This window comes from Pseudomonas brassicacearum (assembly GCF_000585995.1).
GTDB classification, from domain to species: Bacteria; Pseudomonadota; Gammaproteobacteria; order Pseudomonadales; family Pseudomonadaceae; genus Aquipseudomonas; species Aquipseudomonas brassicacearum_A.
Map to the genome: position 1 here is coordinate 3,565,375 of NZ_CP007410.1, position 14,536 is coordinate 3,579,910.

Consider the following 14,536-nt stretch of genomic DNA (forward strand, 5'->3'; position numbering starts at 1 on the left):
CACCCGCTAAGACGCGCCTCTTCGGAGCGCTGACTGGGGCTATAAAACTCGCTTGTGGTTGTTGATACCAACGCTATACAACTTCGAATTCCGCTTGGCGCGCCATAAGGTAAAGCGCCTGGCTACGCCATGGTTTTATATCGAATTTTTTCGAGCGTGTCTATTATGCTCAATCCCATCTCAAGCCACCTTTTAAGTTTAATTCAAGAGGTGGAAAACAACCTGCCAGGTGTCGACAAGAACGAGTACACCGAAATACTCGGGTGGATATTCGCAAAACTGGGCATCAATAAATTTGCTTATGTTCACTTGGAACCCACACCTTTCAACAACTCGAAAATCTCCATCTACAGTAATTACCCCGCCGAATGGGTTGAAACCTATCGCAAGAACTCACTCTACAAATCAGACCCGGTCATGGCCAACGCCGCCATTACTGCCACCCCGTTCTTCTGGGATGAAATTCCGCAAGAGGTAGACAATAATCCCGAAATATTCGATCAGTCAGCCTCCTACGGCATCCAGCAAGGGTACACCGTTCCGATTCATGAACCCGGCAGATCCTTCGGCTCCATTCATTTATCTTCCGAAGAAAATGATCCCGACTTCCCCGTTATTGTCCGGTCGAACCTGGTGATCATACAAACCCTCAGCATCATCGCCAACCAACACCGCCCCGCGGAAGCCAGCATTGAAAGCAATCTAAAACTTTCACCCAGGGAAATTGAATTCCTGCGCTGGCTCGCACTGGGAAAAAACTATAAGGAAATAGGCTTGATCATGAATATCACCGAACGCACGGTGAAATTTCATGCCAAGCAGATGACTGAAAAACTGGACTGCACCAATGTCAAGCAAGCGATGTTTAAAGCCGTCCAATTGAACCTCGTTTAAATCCCCCTCTGCTATCCATCCAACCCACACTCCCTTGCGCAACCCTGGCGCCGGTCCAACAGTCCAGATCCGACGCCATGCCCAACTCGATAAGCATCGCGGACTCAAGCAAACCCCGCCTGTGATGCAATATTGAAAAGCATGCCACACGCGAACAATCCAATGACCAAAGAAATGGCTCGACTTAAAAATCGCCCCGATACAATCGCGTGTAATTTACGACCACAAAAGGCGCCTGCCGCGATCCAGACAAGTCCTACCGGGAAAATAATCACCGAAAATAGCAACATGAATGACAGGTAACTATCCAGCGACAAAAATGTACCCGCAGGTGCAACGAATGAAACAAAAAACAACCCTTTGGGATTTGTCAGCGTTGCCACGAACAGATCAGGCACTGAAATACCCGCAGGGGCGTCCAAAGCATTGTCTTTTACCGAGAACCACAGTTTCAAGGAAATATAAAACAAGAAGCACACGGCAAAAATCTTGGTTGCGATCACTACCCACGAATGGTCGGTAATCAGCATATCAATGAACACCCCCCACATTGTCATCTGAATAATGTAGGCCAGCCACTCCGCGCCAACGAACCTCATTGAGCGGGCATTGAACCCCCGGTTTATGCCAGTTTGCAGCAACAATGAGTTCGTCGGTCCCGGAACCAACAATACCGTCATCAGCGTAAGCGCAATATAGTTCATAGCGTTATCCATAGCAGGAGCCTCGCGACTCATTCTTCAGGGTCAGATCAATCCATTATTTTCCATACGACATCACACGCAAGTCATATGAGGTCAGACCAATCCACTAATAGAGCAATCACACTAGACCAACATCAATGTGCCACTCACCGTTTCAAACTCGCAGATTGTCGTCGTTGCAATCGCAGGCAAGAAAAAGATCCGCCCACGACAGCAACGCTCCCACATCTGTATTACCCGTTGATTACATGCAGCAAGTTAAACTCGGAATGCGTCAATTTTTCGAACCGACTGAGATCAACCGGTTAGCGACGAAATTTTATCGAACGTCAAAAAAATGATAGCCATATTCCACCATCCGTGCGGATCATCCATACTTGAATAATCCCAATTCGCCACTACCACCCCTATACTTTCTTGGATTCTCAGTGATACGAATCGACCAACTAACACCCTTACTAATGATTATAAGGCAGCGCTGAAACCTGCCCACTAATTAGGCTATCCACTCTATAAATCAAAGACTGTACTTTAGTACAGTTGAAATGCGTTAGTGCAAAGTTAACAGTAGCTTCACCCGCAGCCAAGAATTCGCGCCCATGAACTACTCACCCTCTACCTATCAATTTTCCGGCGTATCTACCAGCGTCGCAAGCTACTCGCAAATCCCACTCAACACCCTGGAACAAATATTATCCATTCGCAAACTAGCCTTCATCGACAGAAAAAAATGGGACATTGAAAGTTATCAAGGCAGCGCTTACGAGTGGGATGAATACGACGACCTCGACGCGATTTATATCTATGCCCATATCAACGACCGGGTGACCGGCTGTGTTCGACTGCGGCCCTCCAACAAACCGACACTTATGAATGGCGCCTTGAGTTTCATTCTTCCAACCGACCAACCCAGACCCTGTTCACGCTATTGCTGGGAAGCCACTAGATTCGCACTTTCGACTGACAGTTTCACCACGGGAGAACTCACTCAAGCTAATGTAGACATTCGCACAGCGGCACTTTTCCTGTCAATGATTAAGTTCGCCCAACAACAAAATATACACCTCTATGAAATTGTCGTTGACACCATGATGGAAAAAATTCTTAAACGTTCCGGATGGACCGTTGACAGACGCAATATCGCATTAGGCTCGAAGGGCGAAAAGATCATTTACGGAACACTGCCTTGCTCCTATGCAACTTATGAGGAGGTCCTTAGCAAGAACGCTATTAATAGAACCCGCATCTATAACCAATCCCACCAGACATGCCGTTCGTCAGGCACACTCCATAAATCCTTGGATATCGGCCAGACACTCCCTAATCGAAACATTCCAGCAAAGAGACCTATGCACACTGAGCTGCAGCTATAAATCAAACACTTGGTATGAGTTTGGAGAAAGGATGAACCTACAACGATTATTCCCGCACGTTGGCAAAGTTATTGCCAGTACAGGCAGCCGCAATTTTCCTCGCATGCTGCACGACCTGATACTCACGGAAATACCCGTAGACGCAACGCATATTACCGAGCAAAGGATAGGCACAAGTAATATTTCTGAACCGAGCACCTCCAGTATAGGATGCGTCGGCATGGACAATACATGCATCGACGCCATCATGGACGCTCATACAGCAAAGCCTTTTTTCCTGGCCGACGATATTTTTTTTGAAGATGCTGCTCCACAAAAAGTAGCCAATTTCTCCCGATGTCTGCTCCCACGCGAGCGTCCGGATAAAGCGCTTTCCTACAACACAACCACCCAACTGCATCTGACCACCCGGAAAAATGGTCGTCGTTATGTACTGTCCGTATATCGATCACCTTTTTCCAAAGGATTTTCCCCGCAGGAACATGCACTGCTGAAAGACTTCTCCTGCCTTTTATTGCCCATGGTCGAGGAACACGTTGCCGCTCTGGTTCCGTCGGAATCCGTTCGGCAGGACCCTTGCCTGCCCTTGGATGTTTCGGAAAGCGGAGGCATGGAAGCGCTACGCCAAAGATTTGCCGATCGACTGCTGTTGTCAGGATTGAGTTTGTCTTCTCGCGAAACAGAAGTGTGCGTGGGTCTGCTGGCCGGGCGCACCGCACCTGAACTTGCCGAACAACTGAACCTGAAAGTCAACACAGTCGAAAGCTATCTGAAACGTGCCGCCATAAAAATGGGGATTGGCGGACGCCGTTCGCTTATCCGATGGATGCACTCGATGGATGCCACACCCACCCACGTCGAATGGAGCGGCAATAGCGTGATTCAACAAGCCGTATGAAACTTGCCCCCAACGATTGCTCGATCACTATATGAATCGAGTATTTGTTGGGGGATTGTTGTTCACCCCCCTGCACTTCTTTCCCCTGTCACGCCTTTTTCCATTGGCCTGCGAGTTCGACGCTTCAACCACTCCAGCGCATCGTCCACATAAGTGAAAATCACCGGCACGACCAATAGACTCAACAGCGTCGACGTCAGCAAACCACCCATCACCACCACCGCCATCGGCTGCCTGAAACTCGGGTCTTCCCCCATCCCCATCGCGGTCGGTAACATCCCGGCGCCCATGGCAACGGTGGTCATCAGGATCGGCCGGGCGCGCTTGTGACAGGCATCCACCAATGCATCGTATCGGTTCAGGCCATAATCGCGGCGGGCCATGATCGCGTATTCCACCAACAGAATGGAGTTCTTGGTCACGATCCCCATCAACATCAGCAAACCGATGACGGATGGCAGGGAAAAACTGAAGTTGCACACCAACAAGGCCAGCAGCGCGCCACCCAGCGAGAGCGGCAGCGCCGAAAGAATCGTCGCCGGTTGCAAAAAGTCATGAAACAACAGCACCAGGACCGAATAGATACAAAACACACCGATGGCCATGGCCAGACTGAAACTTCCGAACAATTCGGTCATCAGCTGCAGTTCGCCCAGCTCCACCTGCTTCACTTCGGCTGGGAGATTGCGCATTCCCGGCAATTGACTGGCTTCGGCCATGACCTCACCCAGATTGCGACCGTTGAGCTCGATAGACAGGGTGATATTGCGCAGACGGTCCATCCGACTGATTTGCGCTGGCCCACTGCCCATGCTGATGTCCCCCAACGAAGACATGGCCACCTGGCCGTCTCGACCGGTCACGCGCAACTGACTGATTGCCTGCAGGTCATCGCGTAACAGCGAATCCATACGCACCCGTACATCGACCTGGCGTTGGGACAGATTGATTTTACCCAGCTGCGAGGAGTATTCGCCGTAGGTCGCCATGCGCAAGGTATCGGCGATTTCCTGGCTGGTAATGCCCAGTTCCGCAGCGCGGGCGAAATTCGGGCGCATCTGGATTTCCGGGCGCTGCAGGGCGCTGCTCGACGACACATTTCCGATCCCGTGCAATTCACGCAGCTGCGGTTCCAAGGTGCTTGCCGTGCGCTCCAGCAGATCACCATCGTCACTGGCGAGCACGATATTGAGCTTCTCTCCGCTGCCATCGCCGCCAACATTGACACGCACCCCTGGCAGTGAACGCAGCACTTGGCGCATTTCCGCTTCCACCTCCACCTGCTTGCGATCACGCGCGTCCCGAGCGACCAGTTCCACCGTCAGGACCGCATCGCTGGCGCCGGTGATACCGGCAGGCCCAGAGCCCGAACTGCTGGCGGTCCCTACCGAGACAAAGGTGTGTTTGACGTCTGGCATGTCGCGCAGCCTTTCGCTGGCTTGCAATGCCGTGGCGGTGGTTTGCTCCAACGTCGTGCCGGGCGGCAGCTCCAAGGTTATTTTGCTGCGTCCGGTGTCCTGCGCAGGCAGGAAACTGGTGGGCAGCAACGGAATCAGTGCCAAGGCGCCGACAAAGCACAGGCTGGCCAGGCACATCGTCGTCTTGCGCCGGGTCAGGCTGGTGTGAATCCAGCCCAGGTAACGGGTCATCAACGGGCCGTCGTGGGCGGTTTCATTTTTTGCCTTGAGGAAATAGGCCGCCATCATGGGTGTCAACACCCGCGCCACCAGCAGGGAAAACAACAGCGCAACCGAAGCCGTCACACCGAACTGGCGGAACAGTTTCCCGGCGATGCCCCCCATGAACGCCGTGGGTAGAAACACCGCAACCAGGGTGACGGTCGTGGCGAGCACCGCCAGACCGATTTCATCCGCAGCCTCAGTGGCGGCTTGAAGCGGGGTCTTGCCCATGCGCAAATGCCGGGCGATGTTCTCGATTTCGACGATGGCATCGTCCACCAGCACACCGATGACCAACGCCAGGGCCAGCAGGGAAACGGCGTTGAGCGTAAACCCGGCCAGGTACATCACGCCAAAGGTGGGGATGATCGACAGCGGCAGTGCCGTGGCGACGATGAGCGTGGCGCGCCAGTCCCGCAAGAACCACCAGACCACCAACACCGCCAGCAGCATGCCTTCGTAGAGCAGGTTCATCGAGTCGTGATAATTGGCGAGGACGGCCTTGACCGTGTCGTTGGCCTCCACGATCTGCACGTTGGGATGCTGCTCCACAAACGTGGTCATGGCCTTGCGCACGTCGTTGGCCACACCGACATCGGAGAACCCCAGGGAACGGGTGACCTGGAAGCCGATCACCGGCCTGCCATCGCGAAACGCCCGGGTGCTGCGTTCAGCGTGGGTGTCGCGAATATCGGCCAACTGACTCAACGCCAGCAGACGACCGTCGCCGCTGGGAATATCGATGGCACCGAGCGCCGCCGGATCGTCAATGGCCCCCAAGGTCCGCATGGCCTGCTGGCCACTGCCCAGGTTGCCCTGGCCACCGGAGTTGTCCTTTTGCATGGCCCGCAACTGGCTGGCCACGTCCGTTACCCGAATGCCCAGCCCCGCCATCAGGGCCGGGTTGAGATTGACCTGGACCTCCCGGTCGACACCGCCCACGCGCGCGATCATTGCTACCCCGGGTACCGCCAGCAGCTGTTTGCTCAGCTCATTGTCGACGAACCACGACAAGCCTTCTTCATCCAGATTGTCAGAGTCGATGACATAGGTGAGCAACGCCGAGGCGCTGGTGGTCATCCGCGAAACCGATGGTGTATCCAGGCTCGCCGGCAGCTGCGGCATCGCGCTGTCCACCGCGTTACGCACTTCGTTCAGTGCCTCGTTGCCATCCTTGTCGATGTCAAAGCTGACGCTGATGTTGACGGTGCCATCGGTGATGGTCGTCGTCACGTGCTTGAGCAAACGCAGGGAGGTCAGTTTGTCCTCGATCTTGCGCGCCACTTCCGTTTCCAGCTGCTCGGGCGCCGCGCCTTCCAATGAGGCGCTGATCACCACCACCGGCAGGTCCATGTCCGGAAAGTCCTGGATGGCGAGTTTGCCAAAACCCGACAGGCCGAAGAGCGTCAGCAAAATGAACAGCATCACGGCCGGCACCGGATAGCGGATCGACAGGGCTGAAATATTCATGGCTGCGCAACCTGGGCTTGAACGAGGGTCACACTCGCGCCGTCATTGAGAAACGCACCGCCGGCGCGCACGATCCGGGCCGGCTCGTCGAGACCGCTGAGGATTTCCACGGCCTGGTGCAGGCGCCTGCCGACCACCACCGGCCGCTGGACGACATGCATGTCATCATTGAGTGTGAACACATAAGAACGGCCGTCACGCAGGATAACGGCGGTGTCCGGCACTGTGAGCGCCTCGCGGGGCGCCAGCTCGATCTGGCCGCTGGCATACATGCCGGCCTGGGCAGCGCTGTCGGTTGGCAGGGAGATGTAGACCAGCGCCCGGCTGGTCTTGGTATTCAAGGTCGGCGACACCAACCGTACCCGCCCTTCCAGGCTCCGACCGTCGGGCAATGTCATGCGGGCGACCTGGCCGGCCTGTACTTGAGCGAGCTGGCGGGCATCCAGCTCGGCCTGCCATTCGATACGGCTGTCGCGCACCAGGCGAAACAGCTCGTCGCCGGCGGAGAGCACCTTGCCGAGCAACGCCGTGCGCGCCGAAATGACGCCGTCATCCACCGCCACGATGCGCGTCTGCTTGAGCCTGATCCGAGTGCTCTGCAATTCGGCGCGGGCGCTGGCGAGGTCAGCTTCGGCGAGGGCTACTTTGATTCGATAGTCTTCGCGCTGCTGTTCCGACAACGCCCCACCCTGTCCGACGACTTTGGCGCGACGATCATTGGATCGGGCCTGCTCCAGATTGGCCTCCGCCTGGGCGACGAGCGCCTTCTGTTTGCTTTCTTCGGCGACGACCGTTTCAGAGGCCAGCGTGGCCAGCAATTGACCTTTCTTCACCCGGCTGCCCACATCGGCCTCGATGCTGGCAATGCGCAGGCTACTGGTCTCGGCATTGATGACCGCTTCCTGCCAGGGCGCGAGCGCGCCATTGGCGAATAATAATTGCGGCCAGACCTGGCGCCGCGCCTGGACCACCTCCACGCTCAAGCTACTGACATTGGGAGCGGCCACGGCCGGTTCGGTGCCACGGCGCAAATAGATCAACGCCACCACCACGGCGATGACGACGAATGCCAGCGCATATTTACCTGACCTCGCCCTCACGTACCTTCTCCACGCATTGCCTGGTTCCGCGCCAGGGGTTGACTGGCTTGCCAGCCACCGCCCAATGCCTTGTACAAGGCGATCCAGTAGCGCACTTGGTCCTGCTGCAAGGTGATCAATTCGATCTCGGCCGTCAGTGCCTGGCGGCGCGCGGTTTCACGGTCCAGCAGGCTGACGTTGCCGGCTTGCCAGTTGCGGTCAATGGCCTCGAAAGACTCACGAAAACCGGCGGTGGAACGCGCCACATCCGACTCCCGGCGACGTGCCGCATCGAGACGCACCAGGGCCTGTTCCACTTCCATCACGCTGGTGCGCAGCGTCTGGCGATAGACCGCCAGGGCGGCGTCATAAGAGGCCTCGGCACCGTCCGCCGCCGCGCGGCGCTTGCCCCCATCGAACAGCGGAATCGACAGCACCGGGCCCAGCGACCAGGAGCGGTTACGCTGGCCCACCATGGTGCCCACGGAAAAGGTGCCGGAAAGACTCAGGCTCGGCAGCCGTTCAGCCTGGGCCACGCCGATCTCGGCATTCGCCGCTGCCAGCTCTCGTTCGCTGGAGGCGACGTCCGGACGCTGACGCAACAGGTCGGCTGGAATCTGCCGCACCTGGAGTTCGGCCGGCTGGGGCAGTTGCGCCGGCGTCTGCCCGAGCACCTCCAGCAGCCGCCCTTCATCACTGCCCGTCAGCGCGACCAGGCTTTTGAGCAGCACCTGGCATTCACTCTGCTGCTGGACCAGGGTCGCAGCGCTGCTGGCGGCGCTGGCATCGGCCAGGGCTGCGTCGGCGGAAGAAGTGAAGCCGGCCCCGAACGACTGGCGAGTGATGCGGGCAGTGTCTTGTTGGGACTGGGCCTGATCCGTGTAGGCCAGCACCAGCTTCTGGCAGCCGCGGTATTGCACGTAGTAATCGCCCACCTGGGCCGCCAGGGAAACCCGCGCGTCATGCCAGTCATCCACCCGTGCCTCGACACGGGATTTCGCCGCTTCATTGTTGCGCCGTAACTTGCCGAACATATCGAGCTCCCAGGCCGCATCCATCGTGGCCGACGAACCTGACCCACCCAGGCGTTCAGCACCAGTCTGTTGCCCGCCCCGGCCGCCGGACAATCTGCCGTCAATCTTGGGCAAGGCATCCGCGGCATCACTGGCGGCGGTTGCCCGGGCCAGCGAGATATTGGCCCAGGCCTCATCCATGGAGGGGCTATCGGTTTCGGACAGGCGCAACAGCTCGGCCAATGCCGGGTCATCGAACTGCTGCCACCAGTCGGCCAATGCCACCACGGACGCGCCGTGTGGCAACGGGGCTTGCCATTTGGCGGCGATCGGGACGTCTGGCACCCGATAGTCCGGGCCCAATACGCAGCCACTCAAGGCCACCGCACACAGTGTCACCAGCAATATCCCTGGGGGCTTGAAGACATGCATAGCGTTCTCTAGGGGGGTGACAAAGGTGAAAAACAGCAAGGCACCCGGCACAACTCAGGGAGGTGGCAGTTATTGACGATGGCTTGATGAAGCTCGTGTGGCAGTTATTTAACCCCGGGCCGGATTTGATGTCTGGCGTGGAAAACGGGGACAGCTGCCGGCAAGAAAACTCGCGATAAATACGGGGGCCTGTTGAAATGACCTGGACCTGCCAAATAACGGCTGCACCTGCTATCGGGCATGAATAAACCCGCGCTCGGTTCACGTTCCATAGCCAATGGATGATCGAATATGGAAGCACTCACTTACCTCGAAAACGTCGAGTCGAACGCACGAACCTATGCGCAGACTTTCCAGCGACTGTTCGTCAGCGGCAAGGGCATGCGGATCAAGGACGCCAGCGGCCAGGAGTTCCTCGACTGCCTGTCGAACGCCGGAACCCTGGCCCTTGGGCACAACCCGCCCGAAGTCCGCGACGCCGTGATGCAGTTCCTCGGCAGCGATCATCTGCAGCAGGCACTGGACCTGGCCACGCCGGCCAAACATGCGTTCGTGCAGGAGCTGTTCTCGATGCTGCCGGCAAAAATGCGCGCCACCAGCAAGATTCTTTTCTGCGGTCCCAGCGGCTCGGATGCCGTCGAGGCGGCCATCAAACTGGCGCGCCACTACACCAAGCGCTCGCCGTTGATGGCCTTCCACGGCGGCTATCACGGCATGACGGCCGGAGCACTGTCGGCGATGGGTAAATTGTCGCCCAAGACCGGTGACGGCATGATTGCCCAAGGCACGCACTTCCTGCCGTTCCCCTACCGGTTTCGATGCCCGTTCGGCACCGACGGCGAGCACACCGATCAACTGTCCATCGACTACATCCGCACCGTCCTGTCGGACCCCGAAGGCGGCGTTGCCAAACCGGCGGCAGTGATCGTCGAGGTGGTGCAAGGTGAAGGCGGTTGCATCCCCGCCTCGGCCAACTGGTTGAGGGCCCTGCGGGAAATCACCCTCGAACAGGACATCTTGCTGATCGTCGATGAGGTCCAGACCGGACTGGGCCGCACCGGTAGCACGTTCGCCATTGAGCACGCGGGCATCGTGCCCGACATCCTGGTGCTGTCAAAAGCCATCGGAGGCGGTTACCCGCTGGCGGTGATCGTGTATGCCGAGCATCTGGATACCTGGGAACCTGGCATGCATGCGGGCACCTTCCGAGGTAATCAGGTGGCGATGGTTGCCGGAGCGGCAACCATGCAGCAAATCAGGAAAGACAATCTCGTTGCCCATGCCGCTCGGATGGGCAAGCAGTTGGAGAGCGGCCTGGAGGACATCGCGCAACGTTTTCCATTCATCGGCGACATCCGCGGTCGCGGATTGATGATCGGCGTGGAAATCACCCAGCCGGCGGCCAACCAGCGCGCCGGCCAGGCCGACGGCGCGCGGGCACACGCCATCAAGCTCAACTGCTTCGACAACGGGTTGATGATGGAAACCGGCGGACGCCATGGCGCGGTGCTCAGGTTCCTGCCGCCGCTGACCATCACCGAGGCCGAGGTCGGCATGGTGTTGGAGCGCTTCGAACACGCGCTCGGAAAGGTCGGCGAGACCCGCTCGCTTGCCGCACGCGAAGCGGTATAAAGGGCCAGGCACAATCCTCTGTGGCGAGGGAGCTTGCTCCCGCTGGGCTGCGAAGCAGCCCTGAAACCAGTCAGCGCTAAGTGACAGGATGATTGCATTCAGCCTTGCGAGGGCTGCTTCGCAGCCCAACGGGGATAAATCCCCTCACCACAGGGGGAGTACCTGGCTTCAAGCCTGGTAGCCCGGGTCAATCACGCGCCAAGGCATTGATCGGATCGAGCCGCGCGGCATTGCGTGCGGGCACGAAGCCGAACACGATCCCTATCAGGGTCGAGCAGACGACAGCCGCGACGATCGATCCCATCGAGAAGACCATCTGCCACTCCTTGACGAAGATCGAGAAGACGTAGCCGATCCCAAACGACAAGGCGATGCCAATCGTGCCCCCCAACAGGCACACCATCACCGCCTCCACCAGGAACTGCTGGCGTATGTCGGACTGACGTGCGCCGACGGCCATGCGGATACCAATCTCACGGGTACGTTCGGTCACCGAGACGAGCATGATGTTCATCACACCAATGCCCCCCACCACGAGCGAGATGATTGCAATCAACGAGAGCAGCAGCGCCAGCGACTGGCTGGTCTTTTGCACCGTCTGCAGAACGCTGTCGAGGTTGTAGGTGAAGAAGTCCTTGATGCCATGGCGCTGCTGCAGGAGCTTGACGACGTTGTCTTCCACGACTTTGCTCGGTTGCCCGTCCTTGATCCGTACCGTGATGCTGTCCAGGAAACGCTGGCCCAGCAACCGGCCGGCGGCCGTTTCATAGGGCATCCAGATGTTCAGGCTCTTGCTGGTGTTGAAAACACTTTTGCGGTCTTCGGTCACGCCGATGACCGTGCAAGGCAGGTTGTCGACCAGAATCACCTTGCCCAGCGGGTCGGTGTGCGGACCGAACAATCTCTGGCGCGTGTTATGGTCAATGACCACCACTTGTGACTGCCGCCGGGCATCGTCCTTGCTGAACGCTACGCCCGCGCCAATCTTGATCCCGCGAACCTGGAAGTAACTCTCGCTCACACCGTTGACGGTGGCATTGAGGTCGATGTTTTCATAACGCAGTAACAGGTTGCGGCCAACGTTGGGGGTCGCGCTGTCGATGTAATACAGGTCGCTCAGGGCCGTAACGTCGGACAACACCAATGTTTCGATAGCGGTCGAGCGACTGTCCCCCCAGTCGGCACCAGGCATGATCTCGATCGTATTGCTACCGATCGCCTGGATGTCTTTCAGGACATATTGCTTGACCCCTTCGCCTATGGCCACGATCGAGACCACGGACGTGATGCCGATAATGATGCCCAGCATGGTCAACAGGGTTCGCATCCGGTGCGAGATCAACGCCACCCAGGCCATTTTGAACGCTTCGCTGAAAAGTCCGAAGCTGGCGAGCAGGCTGTTCGCCGATTTGACCTTGGCCGGGCGTGTTTCCTGAGGCGGCTGATCTTCCAGCGGCCGCTGCGGATTGGGTCGATCACTGACGATCTCGCCGTCGCGGATCTCGATGATGCGCTGGGCGTGGGCCGCCACTTTCTCATCGTGGGTCACGATGATGACCGTATGCCCCGCCGTGTTGAGCTCCAGCAGGATCTTCATCACCTCCTTGCCACTGGTGGTGTCCAGTGCCCCGGTGGGTTCGTCCGCCAGAATGATATCGCCGCCGTTCATCAGGGCCCTGGCGATGCTCACACGCTGCTGCTGACCACCCGAGAGCTGATTGGGCCGATTGCTCAAGTGCCCCATCAACCCCAGGCGCGTCAACAGCTCCCCGGCACGACTGTGTCGCTGCGACTCGGCGGCACCGGCATAAATGGCCGGCATCTCGACGTTGTGCAAGGCGCTCAAGTGCGGCAGCAAATGATAGCGCTGGAAAATGAAACCAAAGTGGTCACGGCGCAACACCGCCAGCTCATGATTGCTCATCGAACCGGTTTCGCGGCCGTCCACCTTGTAGCTTCCGGAACTCGGATGGTCGAGGCAGCCGAGCACATTCATCAGGGTCGACTTGCCGGAACCGGACGCCCCGGTGATCGCGACCACCTCGCCTGCATTGATTGTCAGGTTGATATTCTTGAGCGCCGTGAACGCCTTTTCACCCGCGATAAAACTGCGGGTGATGCCCTCGAGTTCCAACAATGGTCGCGTCATGGTCAGGCTCCCGCCACGGCTGGGGTCGGCTCGCCGATGACGACCTTGTCACCTTCAGCCAGGCCATCCTTGATCTCGGCCCTGACGTTGTTGTTGATGCCCGTCTGCACGTTGCGCGGCTGGGCCTTGCCTTCGGCGTCCAGCACCCGGACCACGAAGCTGCCATCCTGGTTTTTCGCGCCCAGGGCGGCGACGGGAACGGTCAATACGTCCTTGGCCTTGTCCAGGACGATACGCACCTGGGCCGTCATGGAAATGCGCAGGCGATGGTCGGGATTCGGCACGTCGAAAAGGCTGTTATAGAACACCGCGGTATTTTGCTTCGGCGTCCCGGCGGCCTGGGTTTCGAGGAAGTTCTGCGGCGCCGGCTCTGTGCCGCGCAGCTTGGCGTAGTAACGCTTTTCCGATTCCCCCAGGATAGTGAAATACACCTCTTGGCCGGGGACGATGTGAATCACATCGGCTTCCGATACCTGGGCCTTGACCGTCATGGTGTCCAAGTCAGCGAGCTTGAGCAGGACCGGCGCCAGTTGTTCGGCGATCACGGTCTGGCCTTCCTGGGTCACGATGCCCACCACATAGCCGTCGATCGGCGCGACGATGTGGGTGTAGGCCAGGTTGACCCGCGCGGTTTCCACCTGGATACGGGCGTCCTTGATCTGCGCATCGAGGGAAAGCAGATTGGCCGCTTCCACCTTGTAGTTCGACTCGGCGGTTTCGTACTCCTGCTTGGAAATCGCGTCGTCCGGTTGCAGCTTTTTGTAGCGATCATAGGTGGCCTTGGCGTCCTTGAGTTGCGCCGCCGTCGCCTGCCGCTTAGCCACCAGGTTCTCTTCGTTGACCAGGGTCTGGCGCAGTGAGTTCTGGGCCAGCATCGGGTCGATTTCCGCCAGCCACTGGCCCTTCTTGACCTTGTCGCCCAATTTCACCTTGAGGGATTTCAGCTGACCCGACACCTGGGCACCGACATCGACCTGCTTGATGCCCTGCAGCGTCCCGGACGCCAGCACCGCGTTCTCGATATCCGTGCGCTCGACCACAGCAGTCAGGTAATCCGGCGGTTTGCCCGGCGATTGAGCGCTGTAGAAAATCAGACCGGCCACCACGACCAGTACGAGCACGATAGCGATTTTGCGAAACTTCGACTTTTCCATAAATAACCATGAGTGCGTTGATTTCAGGCCCGGCCAGTGTGGCGCCGGGTTCCGTGGAT

10 protein-coding genes are annotated in these 14,536 nt (G+C 58.0%); 4 read left to right on the forward strand and 6 right to left on the reverse strand.

Annotated features, from left to right (window positions below; translation table 11 throughout):
• Positions 1 to 165: 165 nt before the first annotated feature.
• A complete protein-coding gene (locus CD58_RS15440; protein ID WP_158482156.1) occupies positions 166 to 894 on the forward strand; it encodes a helix-turn-helix transcriptional regulator in 729 nt (242 codons plus the stop codon).
• A 104-nt stretch (positions 895 to 998) separates the two neighbouring features.
• Here CD58_RS15440 and CD58_RS15445 read toward each other — a convergent pair whose 3' ends face one another.
• Positions 999 to 1,598 (reverse strand): LysE family translocator, encoded by a 600-nt coding sequence (locus CD58_RS15445; protein WP_025213901.1) that lies wholly within the window; start codon positions 1,596 to 1,598, stop codon positions 999 to 1,001.
• A 599-nt stretch (positions 1,599 to 2,197) separates the two neighbouring features.
• Here CD58_RS15445 and CD58_RS15450 point away from each other — a divergent pair.
• Together CD58_RS15450 and CD58_RS15455 are read left to right on the forward strand one after the other, a co-directional pair.
• Positions 2,198 to 2,971 (forward strand): acyl-homoserine-lactone synthase, encoded by a 774-nt coding sequence (locus tag CD58_RS15450; protein ID WP_025213902.1) that lies wholly within the window; start codon positions 2,198 to 2,200, stop codon positions 2,969 to 2,971.
• A 31-nt stretch (positions 2,972 to 3,002) separates the two neighbouring features.
• Entirely contained in the window at positions 3,003 to 3,869 is an 867-nt protein-coding gene (locus CD58_RS15455) for a helix-turn-helix transcriptional regulator (protein WP_025213903.1), read from the forward strand.
• Positions 3,870 to 3,931: 62 nt separating this feature from the next.
• On the opposite strand, the gene CD58_RS15460 is transcribed toward CD58_RS15455, so the two are convergent.
• Genes CD58_RS15460 through CD58_RS15470 form a run of 3 tightly spaced genes read right to left on the reverse strand, consistent with a single transcriptional unit; the run spans position 3,932 to position 9,542 of the window.
• Complete coding sequence (locus CD58_RS15460; protein ID WP_025213904.1) at positions 3,932 to 7,018, reverse strand: efflux RND transporter permease subunit; 3,087 nt, start codon at positions 7,016 to 7,018, stop codon at positions 3,932 to 3,934.
• Positions 7,015 to 8,067 (reverse strand): efflux RND transporter periplasmic adaptor subunit, encoded by a 1,053-nt coding sequence (locus CD58_RS15465; protein WP_235195324.1) that lies wholly within the window; start codon positions 8,065 to 8,067, stop codon positions 7,015 to 7,017. The genes CD58_RS15460 and CD58_RS15465 overlap by 4 nt, the downstream gene beginning before the upstream one ends.
• A 47-nt stretch (positions 8,068 to 8,114) precedes the next feature.
• On the reverse strand, positions 8,115 to 9,542 hold the full coding sequence (locus CD58_RS15470; RefSeq protein ID WP_025213906.1) for an efflux transporter outer membrane subunit: 1,428 nt from the start codon (positions 9,540 to 9,542) through the stop codon (positions 8,115 to 8,117).
• A 291-nt stretch (positions 9,543 to 9,833) separates the two neighbouring features.
• On the opposite strand from CD58_RS15470, the gene CD58_RS15475 reads away from it, so the two are divergent.
• Entirely contained in the window at positions 9,834 to 11,174 is a 1,341-nt protein-coding gene (locus CD58_RS15475; RefSeq protein WP_025213907.1) for a diaminobutyrate--2-oxoglutarate transaminase family protein, read from the forward strand.
• 187 nt (positions 11,175 to 11,361) lie between these two features.
• Here CD58_RS15475 and CD58_RS15480 read toward each other — a convergent pair whose 3' ends face one another.
• Both CD58_RS15480 and macA read right to left on the reverse strand, forming a co-directional pair.
• On the reverse strand, positions 11,362 to 13,323 hold the full coding sequence (locus tag CD58_RS15480) for a MacB family efflux pump subunit (RefSeq protein ID WP_025213908.1): 1,962 nt from the start codon (positions 13,321 to 13,323) through the stop codon (positions 11,362 to 11,364).
• A 2-nt stretch (positions 13,324 to 13,325) separates the two neighbouring features.
• Positions 13,326 to 14,477: a macrolide transporter subunit MacA gene (gene macA, locus CD58_RS15485; RefSeq protein WP_025213909.1), complete on the reverse strand. Its 1,152-nt coding sequence runs from the start codon at positions 14,475 to 14,477 to the stop codon at positions 13,326 to 13,328.
• Positions 14,478 to 14,536: the final 59 nt, after the last annotated feature.

Bases quoted from the DNA above. Each gene is read 5' to 3' on its own strand.
- CD58_RS15440 (WP_158482156.1), top strand. From the start codon at position 166: ATGCTCAATCCCATCTCAAGCCACCTTTTAAGTTTAATTCAAGAGGTG.
- CD58_RS15445 (WP_025213901.1), bottom strand. From the start codon at position 1,598: ATGAACTATATTGCGCTTACGCTGATGACGGTATTGTTGGTTCCGGGA.
- CD58_RS15450 (WP_025213902.1), top strand. From the start codon at position 2,198: ATGAACTACTCACCCTCTACCTATCAATTTTCCGGCGTATCTACCAGC.
- CD58_RS15455 (WP_025213903.1), top strand. From the start codon at position 3,003: ATGAACCTACAACGATTATTCCCGCACGTTGGCAAAGTTATTGCCAGT.
- CD58_RS15460 (WP_025213904.1), bottom strand. From the start codon at position 7,018: ATGAATATTTCAGCCCTGTCGATCCGCTATCCGGTGCCGGCCGTGATG.
- CD58_RS15470 (WP_025213906.1), bottom strand. From the start codon at position 9,542: ATGCATGTCTTCAAGCCCCCAGGGATATTGCTGGTGACACTGTGTGCG.
- CD58_RS15475 (WP_025213907.1), top strand. From the start codon at position 9,834: ATGGAAGCACTCACTTACCTCGAAAACGTCGAGTCGAACGCACGAACC.
- CD58_RS15480 (WP_025213908.1), bottom strand. From the start codon at position 13,323: ATGACGCGACCATTGTTGGAACTCGAGGGCATCACCCGCAGTTTTATC.
- macA (WP_025213909.1), bottom strand. From the start codon at position 14,477: ATGGAAAAGTCGAAGTTTCGCAAAATCGCTATCGTGCTCGTACTGGTC.